The sequence below is a fragment of the Curtobacterium sp. MCBD17_028 genome, assembly GCF_003234875.1.
In the GTDB taxonomy this organism is placed as follows: Bacteria; Actinomycetota; Actinomycetes; order Actinomycetales; family Microbacteriaceae; genus Curtobacterium.
This window is the reverse complement of the sequence record NZ_QKTQ01000007.1, coordinates 120,629-139,307: the sequence shown is the minus strand read 5'-3', so window position 1 is coordinate 139,307 and position 18,679 is coordinate 120,629. Positions and strand designations below refer to the sequence as shown.

15 protein-coding genes and 1 tRNA gene are annotated in these 18,679 nt (G+C 71.2%); 10 read left to right on the top strand and 6 right to left on the bottom strand.

Features of this window, described 5'->3' with window-relative positions:
* Positions 1-143 precede the first annotated feature (143 nt).
* Complete coding sequence (locus tag DEI86_RS10550) at positions 144-1,193, bottom strand: biotin/lipoate A/B protein ligase family protein (RefSeq protein WP_111010142.1); 1,050 nt, start codon at positions 1,191-1,193, stop codon at positions 144-146.
* Between the two features lie 139 nt (positions 1,194-1,332).
* Here DEI86_RS10550 and DEI86_RS10545 point away from each other — a divergent pair, with 139 nt between their 5' ends.
* The gene (locus tag DEI86_RS10545; protein ID WP_375334603.1) at positions 1,333-2,184 is read left to right on the top strand and encodes a DNA-methyltransferase; all 852 of its coding nucleotides are present in this window, start codon (positions 1,333-1,335) and stop codon (positions 2,182-2,184) included.
* A 144-nt stretch (positions 2,185-2,328) separates the two neighbouring features.
* On the opposite strand, the gene DEI86_RS10540 is transcribed toward DEI86_RS10545, so the two are convergent.
* Positions 2,329-4,746, bottom strand: a complete 2,418-nt coding sequence (locus tag DEI86_RS10540) for an MDR family MFS transporter (protein WP_375334764.1) — start codon at positions 4,744-4,746, stop codon at positions 2,329-2,331.
* Between the two features lie 239 nt (positions 4,747-4,985).
* On the opposite strand from DEI86_RS10540, the gene DEI86_RS10535 reads away from it, so the two are divergent.
* The gene (locus DEI86_RS10535; RefSeq protein ID WP_181434621.1) at positions 4,986-5,699 is read left to right on the top strand and encodes an alpha/beta hydrolase; all 714 of its coding nucleotides are present in this window, start codon (positions 4,986-4,988) and stop codon (positions 5,697-5,699) included.
* A 66-nt stretch (positions 5,700-5,765) separates the two neighbouring features.
* On the opposite strand, the gene pgm is transcribed toward DEI86_RS10535, so the two are convergent.
* Entirely contained in the window at positions 5,766-7,388 is a 1,623-nt protein-coding gene (pgm, locus tag DEI86_RS10530; protein WP_111049496.1) for a phosphoglucomutase (alpha-D-glucose-1,6-bisphosphate-dependent), read from the bottom strand.
* Between the two features lie 117 nt (positions 7,389-7,505).
* On the opposite strand from pgm, the gene DEI86_RS10525 reads away from it, so the two are divergent.
* The 5 genes from DEI86_RS10525 to DEI86_RS10505 all read left to right on the top strand — a co-directional run bounded on the left by DEI86_RS10525 (position 7,506) and on the right by DEI86_RS10505 (position 12,479).
* Positions 7,506-8,018: a MarR family winged helix-turn-helix transcriptional regulator gene (locus DEI86_RS10525; protein ID WP_111010134.1), complete on the top strand. Its 513-nt coding sequence runs from the start codon at positions 7,506-7,508 to the stop codon at positions 8,016-8,018.
* Positions 8,019-8,028: 10 nt separating this feature from the next.
* Complete coding sequence (gene pheA / locus DEI86_RS10520) at positions 8,029-8,988, top strand: prephenate dehydratase (protein ID WP_181434622.1); 960 nt, start codon at positions 8,029-8,031, stop codon at positions 8,986-8,988.
* A gap of 113 nt (positions 8,989-9,101) precedes the next feature.
* Complete coding sequence (locus DEI86_RS10515) at positions 9,102-10,181, top strand: diacylglycerol kinase family protein (RefSeq protein ID WP_111049495.1); 1,080 nt, start codon at positions 9,102-9,104, stop codon at positions 10,179-10,181.
* A gap of 148 nt (positions 10,182-10,329) precedes the next feature.
* Positions 10,330-11,592, top strand: coding sequence for a serine--tRNA ligase (gene serS, locus DEI86_RS10510; RefSeq protein ID WP_111049494.1), 1,263 nt, complete (start codon positions 10,330-10,332; stop codon positions 11,590-11,592).
* Entirely contained in the window at positions 11,589-12,479 is an 891-nt protein-coding gene (locus DEI86_RS10505) for an HAD family hydrolase (protein WP_111049493.1), read from the top strand. Before serS ends, DEI86_RS10505 begins: the two co-directional genes overlap by 4 nt.
* A gap of 117 nt (positions 12,480-12,596) precedes the next feature.
* Here DEI86_RS10505 and DEI86_RS10500 read toward each other — a convergent pair whose 3' ends face one another.
* Entirely contained in the window at positions 12,597-13,271 is a 675-nt protein-coding gene (locus DEI86_RS10500; protein ID WP_146244904.1) for a hypothetical protein, read from the bottom strand.
* A gap of 360 nt (positions 13,272-13,631) precedes the next feature.
* Here DEI86_RS10500 and DEI86_RS10495 point away from each other — a divergent pair.
* Positions 13,632-13,716, top strand: a tRNA-Ser gene (locus DEI86_RS10495).
* A gap of 8 nt (positions 13,717-13,724) precedes the next feature.
* Here DEI86_RS10495 and gap read toward each other — a convergent pair.
* Together gap and DEI86_RS10485 are read right to left on the bottom strand one after the other, a co-directional pair.
* Positions 13,725-14,744 carry a type I glyceraldehyde-3-phosphate dehydrogenase gene (gene gap / locus DEI86_RS10490; RefSeq protein WP_111049491.1) on the bottom strand — a complete coding sequence of 340 codons (1,020 nt, stop codon included), beginning with the start codon at positions 14,742-14,744 and terminating at the stop codon, positions 13,725-13,727.
* 93 nt (positions 14,745-14,837) lie between these two features.
* Positions 14,838-15,785: a DJ-1/PfpI family protein gene (locus tag DEI86_RS10485; RefSeq protein WP_111049518.1), complete on the bottom strand. Its 948-nt coding sequence runs from the start codon at positions 15,783-15,785 to the stop codon at positions 14,838-14,840.
* A 101-nt stretch (positions 15,786-15,886) separates the two neighbouring features.
* Here DEI86_RS10485 and DEI86_RS10480 point away from each other — a divergent pair, with 101 nt between their 5' ends.
* Together DEI86_RS10480 and DEI86_RS10470 are read left to right on the top strand one after the other, a co-directional pair.
* Positions 15,887-17,377: an MFS transporter gene (locus tag DEI86_RS10480; RefSeq protein WP_181439756.1), complete on the top strand. Its 1,491-nt coding sequence runs from the start codon at positions 15,887-15,889 to the stop codon at positions 17,375-17,377.
* A 599-nt stretch (positions 17,378-17,976) separates the two neighbouring features.
* Positions 17,977-18,666, top strand: coding sequence for a GntR family transcriptional regulator (locus DEI86_RS10470; RefSeq protein WP_146244903.1), 690 nt, complete (start codon positions 17,977-17,979; stop codon positions 18,664-18,666).
* Positions 18,667-18,679: the final 13 nt, after the last annotated feature.

Here is an 18,679-nt window from a genome sequence, read left to right as displayed (position 1 = left end):
CACCGAGGCTACGTGCGTCGTCCGCGCGGGGGATCAGCCGCGCGGGTGATTCTCATGATCCTCGAGTCCCCGTCTCTGGTCCGGCGTCGACGATGCTCGCGTGGCGTCCGGGAGTCCCCTCCTCCCGGACGCCACGCCCTGCATCAGGGGACGCGCTCGAGCCACTCGCGAGTGGCGAACTTCGTCGCGACGAGCTCCTGCGCGCGGGCACGTTCCTCCGGCGTGACGTGGCCCTCGTGCGCGCCGTACAGCCGGGTGAACGTCGCGATGAGTCGGTCGATGATCTCGGCGCGTGACAGACCCGTCTGCGACCGCAGGGGATCGACCCGCTTCGCAGCGCTCGTGGTGCCCTTGTCGCTCATCTTCTCGCGGCCGATGCGCAGGACCTGGACCATCTTCTCGCCGTCCATGTCGTAGCTCATCGTCGCGTGGTGCAGGATCGCGCCCGTGCCGAGCCGCTTCTGCGCGGCACCGCCGATCTTGCCCTTCGCCGAGGTGATGTCGTTGAGGGGCTGGTACCAGGCCTCGATGCCCAGGGACTTCAGCGCCTCGATCACCCACTCGTCGAGGTACGCGTAGGAGTCGGCGAAGCTCATGCCCTGCACGAGGTCCGCCGGCACGTAGAGCGAGTAACTGATGATCGCGCCCGCGTCCATGAACATCGCGCCCCCGCCGGAGATGCGGCGGACGACCTCGACGCCGTACCGCGCCGCGCCGGCCGGGTCGACCTCGTTGCGCAGGGACTGGAAGCTGCCGATCACGACGGCGGGCTGGTCCCATTCCCAGATCCGCAGGGTCGGACCGCGGCGTCCGGCACCGACCTCCTCGGTGAGGACCTGGTCGAGCGCCAGGTGCTCGTTCGGCGGGATGGGGCCCTCGTGGATGATCTCCCAGTCGTGGTCCTGCCAGGTCGAGGCCCGGGCCAGGGACCGACGCACGGCCGTGGCCACCGCCTCCGGGGTGAACCCGAGCAGGACGGCGCCCTCGGGCAGGGCGGCCCGGACGGCGGCCGCGATGCCCGCGGCGTCGGTCTCGACCGGCAGGCCGTTCACCGCCGCGTCGATGCGGGGGAGGGCGTCGTCCGGTTCGAGGAAGAAGTCCCCCGCCAGACGGAACCCGTCGATCCGGCCGTCGACGACCTCGAGGTCGACGACGACGAGCTTGCCTCCGGGGACCTTGTACTCGCCGTGCATCCCGTCAGCCTATGCCGGACGCGACGCACGCGAGCGGCGCGGGGCGTGCCTCCCGGCCCGCGGAGCGCGTCATGATGAGCGGGTGCACCCCGTCCCCGTCACCGACGTCGAGCCCCGCCCCGCGGTCGAGCCCGACCGGGTGGTGCACGGCGACAACCTCGACGTCCTCGCGACGCTGCCCGACGGGCTCGCGACGCTCGTCTACCTGGACCCGCCGTTCAACACCGGACGGACCCAGACGCGTCGTGCGTCGACGGCGGTCCGCGCCGTCGACGGCCCCGTCCGGGGGTTCCAGGGGCGGTCGTACGAACGCGTCCGGGGTGACCTCATGCGGTACGACGACCGGTTCGAGGACTACTGGTCGTTCCTCGAGCCGCGGCTCGCGGAGGCCTGGCGGGTGCTCGCCGACGACGGCACGCTGTACGTCCACCTCGACTACCGCGAGGCGCACTACGCCAAGGTCCTGCTCGACGCGCTGTTCGGCCGCGACGCGTTCCTCAACGAGATCATCTGGGCCTACGACTACGGCGCCAAGTCCCGGACCCGCTGGCCGACGAAGCACGACACGATCCTCGTCTACGTCAAGGACCCGGAGCGGTACCACTTCGACTCGGAGGCGGTCGACCGCGAGCCCTACATGGCGCCCGGCCTCGTCACGCCCGAGAAGCGCGAACGCGGCAAGCTCCCCACCGACGTGTGGTGGCACACGATCGTGTCGCCGACGGGTCGCGAGAAGACCGGGTACCCGACGCAGAAGCCCGAGGGGGTGCTCCGCCGGATCGTCCAGGCGTCGAGTCGGCCCGGGGACCTCGTGCTCGACTTCTTCGCCGGCAGCGGGACGACCGGGGCCGTCGCGGCGGCGCTCGGACGGCGGTTCCTGCTCGTCGACGACAACCCCGAGGCGATCGCCGTGATGCGGCGACGTCTGCCCGCGGCGGTGTTCACCACGGCCGAGCCGCCCGCCGCGGACGTCGAGGACCCGGCCGTCTGACCGCGGGCGTCCCCGCGGAGTTCCCCGATGTCGGCGAATCCCGGGCGCCGCTCGGCGGTTCCGCTCCGAGACGCACGAACGCTCCGAGACGCACGAACGCCCCGGAGTGGTCTCCGGGGCGTTCGTGGTCGTCGAGGTGCGACGTCAGGCGCTGTGCTTGCCGTGCCGCTCGGCGTGGCCGACGTCGGTGGTGCCGTCGGTCGGCGAGGCGGCGGGGGCGGCTACCCTGCCCCGCTCGGCCTCGAGGACCGGTGCGGCGTGCTTGGGCGCGTCCGACTCGTTGTGCACACGACTCGGGGAGTCGACCGCGGCGGCGGCGGAGTGTGCCCCGTGCGTCGGCGCATCCGCGAGCGGCGCGCGGGTCTCACCGCTGTCGAGCGACACGTCCGGTGAGGTCGGCACGGTGTCGACCGCGCCGGTGTCGGGGGACACGAGCGAACCCATCGACGCGGCCGAACCCTGAGCGCCGACGTCGAGGTCGTCGCTCCCGCCGTTGTGTCCGGCAGCGCCACTCGGCACGGACCCCGCAGCGTCGTTCGCCTGCTCCTGCAGAGCCGACACCTTGCGGAGCGGCGGCGTGCGGAAGAACCACGTCAGGATGAACGCGAGCAGGAGCACGCCGAGGCCGACGTAGTAGATCTGCACGGCGGAGTTGTTGAACCCGGTCAGGAACGCCCTGGTCAAGCGCGGGTCGGCGCCGTTGAGGAACGACGTGTCGCTCGTGTCACTCGTCGTGCTCTTCGCGTTCGACGAGCCCTTCTTGACCTGCTTGATGATGGTCGGCGCGACCGCGGTGACGACGTGCTTCCGCTGCGAGGCGTTCGCGTAGTCGATCCGGAGCCCGCCGTTGCGGACGGAGGCGTGCGCCTGTGCGGCCGCGGCCCGCAGTGCCTTGCGCTCCGCGGCGGGCCGCGCGGCGGCGACCTGCTGCTGGATCACCGACTGCGCGGCAGCCGCCGGGACCTTGCCGGCGCTGACCTGCTGCTGGACGGCCGTCGTGACCTGCTTCGTGACGGCCTGGTCGGCTTGGCCCTTCGCCTGGGTCGCGCCCTGGTCGAGCTGGCTCTGGATCTTCTTCTTGACCGGGGTCACGATCGGGTTCCAGATCTGCTTCATGACGCCGGCGTTCTTCGACGCGCTGGCCACCGACGGCGTGAGGGCTGCGTCGAGGCCGTTCGTCAGGGTGCTCTTGTTCTCCATGGCGGTCGAGATGTTCGTCGGCATGCTCGCGAAGAGCACCGACAGCAGGATCGCCGTGCCGAGCGTTCCACCGATCTGCCGGAAGAACGTCGACGCGCTCGTGGCGACGCCGATGTCACGCGGACCGACCGAGTTCTGCGACGCGAGCGTCAGGGTCTGCATGAGCTGGCCGAGCCCCAGGCCGATGAAGAACATGGCGATGAGCAGGAACCACAGCGGCTTGTCGACGGTGATGAACGTCAGGACGATGTAGCCGATCGAGGTCACCGCGGTGCCCGTCACCGGGAAGATCCGGTACTTGCCGGTCCGCGAGATGATCTGGCCGGAGGTGATCGAGGCGATCATCAGTCCGAGGACCATCGGGAGGGTGGCGAACCCCGACTCGGTCGGGGTCAGGCCCTTGACGATCTGCAGGTACAGCGGGAGCGTCAGCAGCGCGCCGAACATGCCGAACCCGACGAGGACACCCAGGATCGTCGACATCGAGAACACCCGCGAGCGGAACAGCTTCATCGGGATGATCGCGTCGTCGCGCATCGCGCGCTCGACGAGGATGAACGCCAGCAGGCCGAGCCCGCCGATGACGTAGCAGGTCCACGATCCGACCGAGGTCCAACCCCAGTCGCGACCCTGCTCGGCGACGAGCAGGAGCGGCGCGAGGGTCACCACGACGAGCGCGGCACCCCAGTAGTCGATGCGGACCTTGCGCTTGTCACCGACCCGCGGCAGATGCAGGAAGACGATGACCATGATCAGCGCCGCGATGCCGATCGGCACGTTGATGAGGAACACCCAGCGCCAGCCCGTGATGAACAGGATCTGCGCGGCGCCGGAGAACAGACCACCGACGAGCGGGCCGATGACCGACGAGACGCCGAACACCGCGAGGAAGTACCCCTGGTACTTGGCGCGCTGACGCGGGGCCAACATGTCGCCCATGATCGCGAGCGGCAGCGACATGAGGCCACCGGCACCGAGGCCCTGCACGCCACGGAACGCGGCGAGCATGACCATCGACGTCGAGAACGACGCGGCGAACGAGCCGATGATGAAGATCGCGATGGCGATCAGGAACAGCGGTCGCCGCCCGAAGAGGTCGGACAGCTTGCCGTAGATCGGGGTCATGATCGTCGACGCGATGAGGTACGCGGTCGTCACCCACGCCTGCTCGTTCAGCCCGTGCAGGTCGTCACCGATGGTGCGGATCGCGGTCCCGACGATCGTCTGGTCCAGGGCGCCCAGGAACATGCCGGCCATGAGGCCGTAGATCACGAGCAGGATCTGACGGTGCGACATCACCGCGTTCGATGACGTGGTGGGGGACGACGAGGTGCCGGCCCGTTGCGTCGCGGTCTGGGTCATTGTGCTGGTTCTCCGTCTGGTGCGGGGTCTGGGATGTCCGGCGGCGCTCGGTGCTCGAATCGATCGGGCCGCCGTTGCCGAGAAGTTTGCGCCGCGTGCAAAGTTACAGGTCACGCAACTCAGGCGACAACGCGACGATCACGCCAGGGTATTCCCCGTCGCTCCGACCTGATCGAGCTCCGGGCGACCTGTGGACGGAGGCCCCGGATCTGTGCCGATGCGCAGGTAGGCTCTGCCGCATGGTGTCCGAACCCGCCGGGCTCACCTACCGACCCGCGGATCTGCCCGGCCCCCGTCCGACGGTCCTCGTGCTGCCCGGTGGTGGGTACGAGGAACACGGCCGCCCGAGTTCGGAGCTGCTCGCCGAGTGGTTCGCCGGGATCGGCGTGCACGGGGTCGTGCTGCGCTACCCGGTCGCCCCGCACCGGCACCCCGAACCCCTGGACGCGGCACGGGCGGCGTTCCGCTGGCTGCGGTCGGGCGCGGCGCCGATCGACGTGGATCGGGCGCGCGTCGGTGTCGTCGGTTCGAGCGCCGGCGGGCACCTCGCCGCGTGCCTGGCGAACGGGATCGACGACCCCGACGACGACCGGCCCGCGTTCTGCGTCCTCAACTACCCGGTCGTCTCGATGGAGCACCCGACGCGGACCCGGCCGATGCGGAACCTGCTCGGCGATGCACCGTCGTGGCGGCTCCGGCGCGAGCTGTCCATGGAGACCCGGGTCGACGCGCGGACGCCACCGACCTTCGTGTGGACGACGGCGGACGACCGCATCGTGCGCGCGACGCACGCACTCGCGTACGTGGAGGCCCTGGTCCGGAACGAGGTGCCGGTCGAGTTCCACCTGTTCCCGCACGGGAGGCACGGGCTCGGCACCGCGGTCAAGGAACCGCACACCTCGCAGTGGACGCGCCTGTGCGAGAACTGGCTGCGGTACCAGCGCGTGCTCTGACCGTCAGCTGATCGGGAGGCGCGGGGCGGAGCCGCACCGTGCCTCCCGACCGAGTGCCCCGGGTCGTCAGGCGTCGCCGAGTGCGGCGTCGACGATCTCCCTGGCCTCGCGCTGGACCTGCTCGAGGTGCTCCTGCCCGACGAACGACTCCGCGTAGATCTTGTAGACGTCCTCGGTGCCAGACGGGCGTGCGGCGAACCACGCGCGGTCCGTGACGACCTTGACGCCGCCCACGGCCGCGCCGTTGCCCGGTGCCTTCGACAGCTTCGCGACGATGGGGTCGCCGGCCAGGGTGTCCGCCTGGATCGCGTCGCCGTCGAGCTTGCCGAGCGCCGCCTTCTGGGCCTTCGTCGCAGCGGCGTCGACGCGCTGGTACACGGGGTCACCGAAGCGCTCCGTGAGCTCGCGGTAGAGCTGCGACGGGGTCTTGCCCGTGACGGCGATGATCTCGGACGCGAGCAGCGCGAGGATGATGCCGTCCTTGTCGGTCGTCCACGCGGTGCCGTCCATCCGGAGGAACGAGGCACCCGCGCTCTCCTCGCCACCGAAGCCCACGGAGCCGTCGATCAGGCCCGGGACGAACCACTTGAACCCGACCGGGACCTCCCACAGGGTCCGGCCGAGCGACTCCGCGACGCGGTCGATGATGGTCGAGGAGACGAGGGTCTTGCCGATCGCGGCGTCCTGTCGCCAGTGCGGACGGTGCGAGTACAGGTACTCGATCGCCACCGCCAGGTAGTGGTTGGGGTTCATGAGCCCACCGTCCGGCGTGACGATCCCGTGCCGGTCGGAATCGGCGTCGTTGCCCGTGAGGACGTCGAATTCGTCCTTGTGGGCGAGCACCGACGCCATGGCGGACGGGCTCGACGGGTCCATCCGGATCTTGCCGTCCCAGTCGAGGGTCATGAACGACCACGTCGGGTCGACGTCGGGGTTCACCACCGTCAGGTCGAGGCCGTAGTGGTCCCGGATGCGGTTCCAGTAGGGCAGGCTGGCGCCGCCGAGCGGGTCCGCGCCGATCCGGACGCCCGCGCGCTTGATCGCCGCGATGTCGATGATGTCCGCCAGGTCGTGCACGTACGTGTCGAGGAAGTCGTACCGGCCGGGGCTCGCCTGCTCCTGGCGCTGCACGTCCACGAGACCGCCGGCGATGATCGCGTTGGCCCGGTCGGCGATCCACTTCGTCGCGTCGCTGTCCGCGGGCCCACCGTGCGGCGGGTTGTACTTGAAGCCGCCGTCGCGCGGGGGGTTGTGGCTCGGCGTGATGACGATGCCGTCGGCGGTGTCGTCGTGGCCCTCGCGGTTGTAGCGGATGATCGCGTGGCTCAGCGCGGGCGTCGGCACGTACCCGTTGTCCTTGTCGGCGAGCACGGTGACGCCGTTCGCGGCCAGGACCTCGAGCGCGGTCCGTTCGGCCGGACCGCTCAGCGCGTGCGTGTCGCGGCCGATGAACAGCGGCCCCGTGGTGCCCTGCTGCGCGCGGTACTCGACGATCGCCTGGGTGATGGCGGCGATGTGTGCGTCGTTGAACGCGGTGTCGAGCGAGGAGCCCCGGTGGCCGGACGTGCCGAACACCACCATCTGCTCGGGGTTCGATGCGTCCGGGACCCGCGAGTAGTAGGCGTCGACGAGCTCTTGGAGATCGACGAGGTCCTCGGCGGTCGCGGGCGTTCCGGCACGGTCGTTCATGCGCCCATCCTGGCACCGCGCCGTGTCCTGTGCCCGACTGTCCACAGGCCGGCGCCCGACGGGGTCCAGGGAGGAATGACACCGGTTGAATCGACAACCATTCCGTAGGATCGGGGGATGACGACGGACGACGTGCCCTGGCTCGACCGCGAGCAGGTCCGCGTGTGGATCCGCCTCGTCGCCGTCATGGAGCTCCTGCCCGCGGCGCTCGACCAGCAGTTGCAGCGCGATTCCGACCTGACGCACTTCGACTACATGGTCATCGCCATGCTCTCCGAACGCGACGACCGCACGCTGCGCATGACGGCCCTGTCCGCCGCCACGAACAGCTCGTTGCCCCGGCTGTCCCACGTCGTCACCCGCCTCGAGAAGCGCGGGCTCGTCTCGCGGTGTCCGTCGACGGACGACCGGCGGGCAACGGACGTCCGACTCACGGACGCCGGGTGGGAGGCCGTGGTCGCAGCTGCCCCCGGCCACGTCCGGAACGCACGCCACCTCGTGGTCGACGCGATCGGCGAGGACCGCTTCCGGCAGCTCGACGCCGACCTCCGCGCGATGCTCCGCCGACTCGACCCCGAGGGTCGCCTCGCCGCCCTCACCGACCCGGATGGCCGCCCGCCCGTGCAATAGAGTCGGCCGCATGGCCGAGCCCGATGCCTCCGCGTCCGACACGTACAGCTACCTCGGACCCGCCGGGACCTTCACGGAGGCCGCGCTCAAGCAGGTCGCCGCGGCCGCCGGCAAGCCCTGGCGGTCGGTCAACAACGTCGGCGAGGCCCTCGACGACGTCATGAGCGGACGGAGCGTCGGCGCGGTCATCGCCATCGAGAACAGCGTCGACGGTGGGGTCACCGCCACGCAGGACGCCCTCGCGCGCATCCCGGGGGTCCGCATCATCGGCGAGTACCTCGTGCCGGTCGACTTCGTCCTCGTCGCCCGGCACGGCACCGTGCTCGCGGACGTCCGCACCGTGAACGCCCACCCGGTCGCGTACGGGCAGACCTACCGCTGGCTCGAGGACCACGTCCCGGGGCACGGACACATCCCGGCGTCGTCGAACGTCGCGGCGGCGGCGGCGCTCCTCGACCCGGCCGCGGGGGCGCTCGCCGAGGCCGCGGTCGCCCCGCCCGGCATCACCGACCACCACGACCTCGCCGTCCTCGCCGAGCACATCGGCGAGAACCCGTTCGCCGTCACGCGGTTCGTCCTCGTGTCGCGGGACCTGGCGATCCCGGCCCGGACCGGCGCCGACAAGACGAGCGTCGTCGTGGAGCTGCCGGACGACCGCGCAGGTGCGCTCGTCGACCTGCTCGAGCAGTTCGCCACCCGGGGCATCAACATGGGGCTCCTCAGCTCGCGGCCGATCGGCGACGAGCTCGGCCGCTACCGCTTCGTCATCGACCTGGACGGCCACGTGCACGACGAGCGCGTGGCGGACGCGCTCCTCGGCCTCCGGCGGTTCAGCCCCCGGGTGACGTTCCTCGGGTCGTACCCCAGGGCCGACGGCCACGCGTCCGAGGTGCAGGCCCGGTACCGGGACGAAGCGTTCACCGAGGCACGCGAGTGGCTCCGACGGATCGTCGCGGGCGAGCCTGGTTGACCCGGCCGGGCCGACCCGGTGACCCACCAGGTGGGCGCCTGTGGAACGATCCGGCCGTGCACAGAAGCCGGGGGCCGAGAGGACGGATCAGGCGGTCCCGGTAGCGTTGCCGCATGACGACGCCCCCCGAGACCGATGCGGCCCCGCGCGACGACGTCGCCGCGGTGCCCTCGACCGCCGCCCACTCGGCCACGAGCCAGCACATCGCCGCCGTGGTCTACAACCCGATCAAGGTGGACCTGCCGGCCCTGCGCCAGAGCGTGAGCCGCTACGAACGTGAGGCCGGGTGGAGCGAGACCCTCTGGTTCGCGACGACCGAGGAGGACCCGGGCGCCGGCATGGCCCGGGCCGCGCTCGAGGCCGGTGCCGATGTGGTGGCCGCCGCGGGCGGCGACGGCACGACGCGGATCGTCGCCGAGGTCGTGCACGGATCCGGCGCGTCGCTCGCGCTGCTGCCGAGCGGCACCGGCAACCTGCTCGCGCGGAACATGCGGTTCCCGCTCGACGAGATGGACACGAGCGTGCAGACCCTGTTCCACGGCGAGGACCGCGCGGTCGACATCGGCATGCTCACCGTCGAGCGTGAGGGTGGGGAGCGTGAGGACTTCGGGTTCCTCGTCATGGCCGGGCTCGGGCTCGACGCCCGGATGCTCGCCAACACGCGCCCGGAGCTCAAGAAACGGGTGGGCTGGCTCGCTTACGTCGACGCCGTGGCCCGATCGCTCCGTGACTCCGACAGCATGGAGGCCCGCTACAACCTCGACGGTGCCGGCAACCGCTCGCTCCGCGCCCACACGCTCATCGTGGGCAACTGCGGCACCCTGCAGGCCGGCATCCTCCTGCTGCCCGACGCCACGATCACGGACGGCGTGTTCGACGTCGTCGCGCTGCGGCCGAAGTCCGTGTTCGGCTGGGCCCGGATCGGCGCCCGCCTGATGTGGGAGAACGCGATCCTGCGGCGTGCGCGATCGACCAAGATCGGCCAGACCGCGGTGGGGGAGCGGATCATCGCCCGGGCACGTGAGGAACGTCCGCTGCGGTACATGCGCGGCAAGGAGATCGTCGTGCGGCTCGAGACGCCCGACGAGTTCGAGATCGACGGCGACCCGGTGGGTCGGATCCGGGCGTTCCGGGCGCGCATCGACGAAGGCGGCTTGACCGTGCGCGTGCCGGTCGGGCACGTCCTGCACTGAGCGACGGCCGCCGACGACGGACGTCCGGCACCCACCAATCTCCTGCACGATCCGTGCGACGGCCGGGAGGCGCGGGACGGGCGCGCGCCGTCCCTCCCGTCCGATCGGCGCCGGACCGGCGCGAGGGGGCGGTCGGTAAGATGCTCCAGTGATCGATCCGCAGCTCCTCCGCGACCACCCCGACCGGATCAAGGCATCGCAGGCGGCCCGTGGTGACTCCGTGGAGCTCGTCGACCAAGCGCTCGCCGCGGACACCGCACGTCGGCTCGCGATCTCGTCGTTCGAGGCGCTCCGTGCCGAGCAGAACGCGTTCGGCAAGACCGTCGCGAAGGCACCGAAGGACGAGAAGGCGGCGCTCGTGCAGCAGGCGCAGGCGCTCGCCGCCCGGGTCAAGCAGGCACAGGTGATCGTCACCGAGTCCGAGGACGCGTTCCGCACGACCGTCGGGAAGCTCGCGAACCCGATCATCGAGGGCGTTCCGAGCGGCGGCGAGGAGGACTTCGTCACCCTGCGCACCGTCGGCACGAAGCCGGAGTTCGACTTCGAGCCGAAGGACCACGCCGACCTCGGCGAGCACCTCGGGATCATCGACATCCCGCGTGGCACGAAGGTGTCCGGCTCGCGCTTCTACTTCCTCCGCGGCATGGGGGCGCGGCTCGAGATCGCGCTCATGAACCTCGCGCTCGACCGGGCGATCGCCCACGGCTTCGAGCCCCTCATCACGCCGACGCTCGTGCGCCCCGAGACGATGGCCGGCACGGGGTTCCTCGGTGAGCACGCCGACGAGATCTACTACCTGCCCGCCGACGACCTGTACCTGACCGGCACGAGTGAGGTCGCGCTCGCGGGCTACCACGCCGACGAGATCCTCGACGTGTCGAACGGGCCCCTCCGCTACGCCGGGTGGTCGACGTGCTACCGACGCGAGGCCGGGTCCGCGGGCAAGGACAACCGCGGGATCCTCCGGGTCCACCAGTTCAACAAGCTCGAGATGTTCGCGTACGTGCACCCCGACGAGGCCGAGGCGGAGCACGACCGGCTCGTCTCCTACCAAGAGGACATGCTCGGCGCGCTCGGACTCCACTACCGCGTCATCGACGTCGCCGCCGGTGACCTCGGGCAGAGCGCCGCCCGCAAGTTCGACATCGAGGCGTGGGTGCCGACGCAGGGGACCTACCGCGAGCTCACCTCGACGTCGAACTGCACGACGTTCCAGGCCCGCCGCCTCGACATCCGGCACCGCACCGAGTCCGGCAAGACCGCCCCGGTGGCGACGCTGAACGGCACGCTCGCCACGACCCGCTGGCTCGTCGCGATCCTCGAGACGCACCAGCAGGCCGACGGCACGGTCGTCGTGCCCGAGGTCCTCCGCCCGTACCTCGGCGGCACCGAGGTGATCGAGCCGCGATGACCGACGACCTCCGCGAGCAGGCCGTCCCCGACCCCGGGGCGAGCTCGGGTGCGACGTCGACGGCGCCGCGGCCGGACCACTGGCTCGTGGCGCTCGACATCGACGGGACGGTCATGCGCGAGGACGGCGTCATCACCGACGCGACGAGCGCGGCCGTCCATGCTGCGGTGGAGGCCGGACACGAGGTGATGCTCTCGACCGGTCGCAGCGCCTCCATGACGTTGCCCGTGGTGGCGGCCCTCGGGATCCGCCCACGGTTCCTGGTGTGCGCGAACGGCGCGATCACGCTCGAGCGGAGCGACGCCCCCGAGGACGCCGAGCACGGGGGCTACCGCCGCGCGTTCGTGGAGTCCTTCGACCCGACCGAGGTCCTCCGCACCATCCGCGGGTCCCTGCACGGCGCCGCGTTCGGCGTCGAGGACGAGACCGGCCACTACCGCGTGCACGGGATCTTCCCCGAGGGCAGCCTGAGTTCCGACGTCGAGCACGTCGCGTTCGACGACCTCTTCGGCGTCGAGGCCACCCGGGTCGTCGTCATCTCGCCGAACCACGACCTCGACGACTTCCTGCGGGCGGTGGACCGGATGGGCCTCCACAAGGTGTCCTACAACGTGGGGTGGACCGCCTGGCTCGACATCGCGCCCGAGGGCGTGACCAAGGCCAGCGCGATGGAGCGGGTCCGGTCCGTGCTCGACGTCCCACGGACGCGGGTGTTCGCGGCGGGCGACGGCCGGAACGACATCGACATGCTGCACTGGGCTGCCGAGTCCGGCCGCGGCGTCGTGATGGGCCAGGCGCCCGAGGACGTCGTCGCTGCCGGCGGTGAGGTCACCGGGAGCGTCGCGGAGGACGGTCTGGCCCCCGCACTCGCGACGCTCCCGCGCTGACCCGGCCCGGTTCCCGGTTCCCGGTTCCCGGTTCCCGGTTCCGCGAGATCGCAGTCGTTGCCGTTTCGACGGTGGTGTGAGCGGCAACGACTGCGATCCCGGTGGGATGGCGCGCCGTCAGCCGCAGAACTCGTAGGGCGGCACCCGGTCCGTGCTCACCCAGATCGACCGCACCTGCTGCGGCGTCGACCGCACGTCGAACACGATCCAGGCGCCGCGGTCCTGGTAGCCGCGGTAGTCCTCCTGGTCGTCCTCGCGGATCTGCACGAGGTCGGGGTGGTGCGCCTCGAGGGTCGCCAGCGGTGTGCCGAGCGTGTCGCCCTGCGCCGTCTTCGGCGAGGAGGCCCCCGCGCCCTGCAGGAGGATCCCGTGCACGACGTCGCGCGCGTCCGGCAGTGCCTGGGTCCACACGGAGGAACCGGTCCGCCGCCACATCGCGATGTTGGGGTTCGGGCAGTCGTCCGAGCGGGTGTACGCGGTCATGGACGCGCCCTCGGCCGTCACCGAACCGCCGATGGTGAGCGGCCCGACGCCGGCACCCGTGATCGTCCACGTCGTCGGGTCGGCGAGGTCGAGCGTCGGGGAGGCGGGTGGTGTGGCGGCCGGCGGCGTGGTGGGCGTCGCGGTCGTGCTGGGCATGGGCGTCGTCGTGGTGGCCGATGCGCTCGGGCGTCCGGTGTGGCCGACCGTGGTGGCGGTGTCGGCCGGGGTCGAGGTGCTGCAGCCGGCGAGGGTGACGACGAGAGCGGTCGCGGCGATCAGGACGATCGCGGACCGCGGTGTGGTGGACATCGAGGCGTTCCGTTCCGGGAGACGCCGGTGCCCCGTGGCATCCGCTCCACGTCCCCCGACGCTCATCTTGGTGGTTCCGTCGTCGGTGCGCCGCGGCCTGTCGATCACGGTTCCGTCACACCGATCACGGTTCCGTCACGGGGTGCGGGAGGCGCCTCCCGGCCGTCCCGGCTGCCGCTCGTCCACCGCATCGCGAGATCGCAGAAGGTGCCGCTCTGGGGGTGCTCAGAGCGGCAACAACTGCGATCTCGACGGGAGGGTCGGCAGGGCGAGCGGCGCGGCTGGCCGAGGCCGTGCCTCCCGGCCGCGAGGCTCGCTAGACTCGCACGCGCCGGTCGCCACCGTCAGGTGGTCCAGCCAGGAGGGTTGTCCGAGCGGCCGATGGAGCTTGTCTTGAAAACAAGTGGGCAGTGATGTCTCGTGGGTTCGAATCCCACACCCTCCGCCGACGGGCTACGCGGCGTCCGCGGCGGCGCGCGCGAGCAGTCCGAGCGTGTCGACCACCCGGTTCGAGAACCCCCACTCGTTGTCGTACCAGGCGACGACCTTGACGTGGCGGCCGCCGTCGACGCGCGTGAGGAGCGAGTCGAACACGCTCGACTCCGGGCGCCCCGTGATGTCGGTCGACACGAGCGGGTCCGCCGTGTACGCGAGCACCCCGGCGAGTGGCCCGTCGGCAGCCGCACGGTAGGCGGCGTTCACCTCGTCGACCGTGACGTCACGGGCCACGACGGTGTTCAGCTCGACGATCGACCCCACGGGGACGGGCACCCGGATGGAGTCGCCCGAGAGCTTGCCGTCGAGTCGGGGGAGCACGAGTCCGATGGCCTTCGCGGCGCCGGTGGTCGTCGGGACGATGTTCACGCCTGCGGCCCGGGCTCGCCGGAGGTCCCGATGCGGGCCGTCCTGCAGGTTCTGTTCCTGCGTGTACGCGTGCACGGTCGTCATGAACCCGTGCTCGATGTCGGCGAGGTCGTCGAGGACGCTCGCGAGCGGCGCGAGGGCGTTCGTCGTGCAGCTCGCGTTGCTGACGACGGTGTGCGTGGCGGGGTCGAACGCGTCGGTGTTCACGCCGTAGGCGAGCGTCACGTCCGCCCCGGTGGCCGGTGCGCTCACGAGCACGCGACGGGCGCCGGCCTCGAGGTGCTGCGCAGCGGCCTCCCGTGCCGTGAAGCGGCCGGTCGACTCGAGGACGACCTCGACGCCCAGGTCGGCCCAGGGCAGCGCCGACGGATCGCGCTCGGCGAGCACGCGGATCCGCTGACCGTCGACCACGAGCGTGTCGTCGTCGACCTCCACGGTGCCATCGAAGGGGCCGAGTGCGGAGTCGTAGCGGAACAGGTGGGCGAGGGTCGCGGGTGCGGTGAGGTCGTTGACGGCGACGACCACGAGGTCCTCGCCGCCGCGGGCCAGGAGCGCGCGCAGGGTGTTGCGGCCGATGCGGCCGAATCCGTTGATGCCGATGCGGGTCATGTGGGTTCCTTCCGTTCCTCCGCTCATCGTCATCGAGCCGGGAGGCCCGCTCCAGTGGCAGGAACGTCATGATCCGGGAGGATCGCGCCAGGGCTACTGCTGGAACACGCGACGGTAAGCGGTAGGGGAGATGCCGAGGATCCGCCGGAAGTGCAGACGCAGGTTGGCGTCCGTCCCGAGCCCCACCCGCGCGGCCACCTGGTCGACGGCGAGGTCCGAGCGTTCGAGCAGCTCCCGCGCCAGGTCGACGCGTGCCCGGAGCACCCACTGCATCGGCGTGGAGCCGGTGCTCGCCACGAAGCGGCGTGAGAACGTCCGGGCGGACACGTTCGCGTGCGCGGCGAGGGCGTCGAGCGTCAGGGCGTCGCCGAGGTGACGCAACACCCATTCACGCGTCGTCGCGAAGGTGTCGTCGGTCGGGTCCGGCACGGTCCGTTCGATGTACTGGGCCTGGCCGCCGCTCCGGTGGGGCGCGCTCACGAGCCGTCGGGCGACGTGGTTCGCGAGCCCGACGCCGTGGTCGCGTCGGACGATGTGGAGGCAGAGGTCGATGCCGCTCGCCGCCCCCGCGCTCGTGAGCACCGACCCCTCGTCGACGAAGAGCACGTCCTCGTCCACCTCGATGCCGGGGTACCGGTCCTGCAGCACGCGCGTGTAGTGCCAGTGGGTCGTCGCCCGGCGCCCGTCCAGGAGGCCCGCCGCAGCGAGCGCGAACGCCCCGGTCGAGATCGCGGCGACACGCTTGCCGCGCTCGTGCGCGTCGCGGAGTGCCGTGACGACCTCGGGAGGCGGCGGCGTGTCCGCCGGGAACCGGTACCCGGGCACGAACACGGTCTGCGCCCAGTCGACGGCCTCGAGCCCGCGTCCCACCGCGTAGGCGAGGCCGTCCCCGCCGCGGACGGTGCCGACGCTCGGGCCACAGACGCGCACCTCGTACGGCATGCTCGGCCGGTTGGCGAACACCTGGGCGGGGATCCCGACGTCGAGCGGCTTCGCGCCGGGCAACACGAGCACCGCCACACGGTGCGGTCGGACAGCCATCCTGCGACGGTAGCCCGAACCGGCGAACACTCGACGCGCGTCCAGCGTACGGTCACCGGTGCGTGCCGCCGAGGGGCGGCCGTGCGAGGAGGAACACCGACATGAGCAGCACCGGCGCCGTTCGTGATCAGCCCACCAGGAGTCTCGTCCCGGCGCGGATGGACCGCTTGCCCTGGACCCGGTTCCACTGGTCGATCGTGGTCGGCCTCGGGATCTCGTGGGTCCTCGACGGCCTCGAGATCCAGATCGTGTCGAACGCGGGATTCCAGAAGCCGCTCGGCCTCTCGACCCAGCAGGTCGCCGACCTCGGGACCATCTACCTGTTCGGGCAGGTGATCGGGGCACTCGTCTTCGGGCGCCTGTCGGACCGACTCGGCCGGAAGAAGCTGTTCCTCCTGACCCTCGCGATCTACCTGGTCGGCTCGGGCATCGCCGGGTTCGCGCCGGACTTCGCGTTCCTCGCGGTGTTCCGGTTCGTGGCCGGCCTCGGTATCGGTGGCGAGTACGCGGCGATCAACTCCGCGATCGACGAGCTCATCCCGTCGCGGTTCCGCGGACACGTGGACATCGCGATCAACGGCACCTACTGGGGCGGCGCCGCGATCGGTGCGGCCGCGAACATCTACCTGCTCAACACCGCGAACTTCTCGGAGAACGTCGGTTGGCGCATCGGGTTCTTCATCGGCCCGGTGCTCGGCATCCTCATCATCTTCCTGCGGCGGCACATCCCGGAGAGTCCGCGGTGGCTCATGACGCACGGGCGCGAGCAGGAGGCCGACGACACGGTGACCCGGATCGAGGCCGAGGTCGAGCGGGAGTCGGGGCATCCCCTCGAGCGGGTCGACGAGTCGAAGGCGATGGACGTCACGCCGCTCGACCGCGTCGGCTTCCGCACGATCGTCGGTGTGCTGTTCCGGCAGTACCCCACGCGGACCCTGGTCGGCGCGACCATGATGATCACGCAGTCGTTCCTGTACAACGCGATCTTCTTCACGTACGCGCTCGTGCTCACGAACTTCTACGGCCTGCAGACCTCGCAGACGTCGATCTACTTCTTCCCGTTCGCGATCGGGAACCTGCTCGGGCCGCTCGTGCTCGGCCGGCTGTTCGACACCTGGGGCCGTCGGCAGATGATCTTCCTGACGTACCTGGTGTCGGGGATCGTGTTGGCCGTCTCGGCGTTCCTGTTCCAGGCCGACGCGATCAGCGCCACCTGGCAGACGGTGTTCTGGTGCGTCTCGTTCTTCTTCGCCTCGGCCGGTGCATCGAGCGCGTACCTGACGGTGAGCGAGATCTTCCCGCTCGAGCTGCGGTCGCAGGCGATCTCGTACTTCTTCGCCCTCGCGCAGATCTTCGGCGCGGTCGCGCCCCTCATCTACGGCGCGTTCATCGGCGACGGGTCGAGCCGCACCCCGCTGTTCTGGGGGTACCTCATGGGCGCCGCGATCATGGTGCTCGGTGGTGTGATCGCCCTGATCTTCGGGGTGGACGCGGCGCGGAAGGGCCTGGAGTCCGTCACGCAGCCGCTCTCGGTCGTGGGAGGCGGGGCGCGCACGAGCGACCGGGCCGACCGGGCTCGCGCGCGCCGGTAGGCGCGGCTCCGCGCCGCTCGGGGTTCGACTTCGTACTTCGTATCCCGTATTCAGGATGTTTGGCGCATCGAACGGTCGCCTGGCAGCCTTCCGGTTCGAGCGTGTGGAAGCCACGCGCTCCGGACCAGGGGCGGAGGCGACATGGGGTCAGCGCAGGGCGGAGTCGAACCGGGGCGAGCGCGGGGCATCCAGGTCGGTGCGGTGGCGTGGACGGGTGCGGTGGCGCGGACGGGTGCGGTGGCGCGGACGGGTGCGGTGGCGCGGACGACCGTCGTCGGGGTCGGCCGGACGGCTGCCATCGGCAGCTGCGGCAGCGCCCGCGATCTGAGGTGCTGCCCCGTCCACATCGAGGGTCCGAGTGCGCTCGTCCCGAGTCGGCACATCCAGCGGGGCACGGGCCGATGCCGCTGAGCGAGGGTGTCGTGATGCACCGCTCAGATCGCGCCCCGGTCCCGGGTGGACGGACGACGTCCCCCGCCGATGGTGGTGCGCGGACCAACGCTGCACCAGCCGCCGGGCTCGGTCGGTCAGCGACGCGCGCGGATGCTGCCGGGCCCGACACCGGCGTCGAGCCGATCGACGAGACGCCGGGTGCGGGCATGACCGGTCCGGACGCAGGGGTGGGTGGCGCGGTGCGCCGTGACCTCCTGCGCGACGCGGTGTTCACGCGGCTGGTCCACCGGATCCTGCGCGGGGAGTACCGGTCCGGGCAGCGGTTGCGGCTCGACGGGATCGCCGCCGAACTCGGGGTGTCCCGGACTCCGGTGCGCGAGGCCCTGGTCCCGCTCGAGGCGTTGCGGCTCGTCCAGGTACAGCGTTACGTCGGCGTGGTCATCGCGCCCTGGACGCCGGCGCACATGGTCGAGCGGGTGCAGATCGCGCAGGGTCTGCTCGCGGTGCCGTACCCGACATCGTCCATCGAGCGTCATCGGAGCGACCCGCCGGTCGACGTCGGGGCGTTCGATGCGACCGCGCTCCGGGCCTGCCGATCCGACGCCGGCCGGTTCGCCGTCCTCGCCGAGTGGACGCTCCGGCGCCTCGATCGCCCGGTGAGTGCGGACTGGCTCGCGGCGCAGCTGCCCGTGCTCGACGCCTTCTACATGCGTGAGGTCGCCGGCCGGCACGGGTTGGACGTCGCCGTCGGGGCCGCGGAACGCGCGAGCTCGCTGGCGTCAGCGCTCGGGGCGGTGTGGGACGAGGACCTCGTCGCGGCCATCCGTCACCTCGACGCCTTCGCCGACGCGCTCGCTGCGTTCGACCGAGGGACCCACAGACGCGACCTCCACTGAACGACCGCCATCG

Excerpts from the sequence above, each read along its gene's own strand:
- DEI86_RS10550 (WP_111010142.1), bottom strand. The coding sequence starts at position 1,193 with ATGCACGGCGAGTACAAGGTCCCCGGAGGCAAGCTCGTCGTCGTCGAC.
- DEI86_RS10540 (WP_375334764.1), bottom strand. The coding sequence starts at position 4,746 with ATGACCCAGACCGCGACGCAACGGGCCGGCACCTCGTCGTCCCCCACC.
- DEI86_RS10535 (WP_181434621.1), top strand. The coding sequence starts at position 4,986 with ATGGTGTCCGAACCCGCCGGGCTCACCTACCGACCCGCGGATCTGCCC.
- pgm (WP_111049496.1), bottom strand. The coding sequence starts at position 7,388 with ATGAACGACCGTGCCGGAACGCCCGCGACCGCCGAGGACCTCGTCGAT.
- DEI86_RS10525 (WP_111010134.1), top strand. The coding sequence starts at position 7,506 with ATGACGACGGACGACGTGCCCTGGCTCGACCGCGAGCAGGTCCGCGTG.
- pheA (WP_181434622.1), top strand. The coding sequence starts at position 8,029 with ATGGCCGAGCCCGATGCCTCCGCGTCCGACACGTACAGCTACCTCGGA.
- DEI86_RS10515 (WP_111049495.1), top strand. The coding sequence starts at position 9,102 with ATGACGACGCCCCCCGAGACCGATGCGGCCCCGCGCGACGACGTCGCC.
- DEI86_RS10505 (WP_111049493.1), top strand. The coding sequence starts at position 11,589 with ATGACCGACGACCTCCGCGAGCAGGCCGTCCCCGACCCCGGGGCGAGC.
- DEI86_RS10500 (WP_146244904.1), bottom strand. The coding sequence starts at position 13,271 with ATGTCCACCACACCGCGGTCCGCGATCGTCCTGATCGCCGCGACCGCT.
- gap (WP_111049491.1), bottom strand. The coding sequence starts at position 14,744 with ATGACCCGCATCGGCATCAACGGATTCGGCCGCATCGGCCGCAACACC.
- DEI86_RS10485 (WP_111049518.1), bottom strand. The coding sequence starts at position 15,785 with ATGGCTGTCCGACCGCACCGTGTGGCGGTGCTCGTGTTGCCCGGCGCG.
- DEI86_RS10480 (WP_181439756.1), top strand. The coding sequence starts at position 15,887 with ATGAGCAGCACCGGCGCCGTTCGTGATCAGCCCACCAGGAGTCTCGTC.
- DEI86_RS10470 (WP_146244903.1), top strand. The coding sequence starts at position 17,977 with ATGACCGGTCCGGACGCAGGGGTGGGTGGCGCGGTGCGCCGTGACCTC.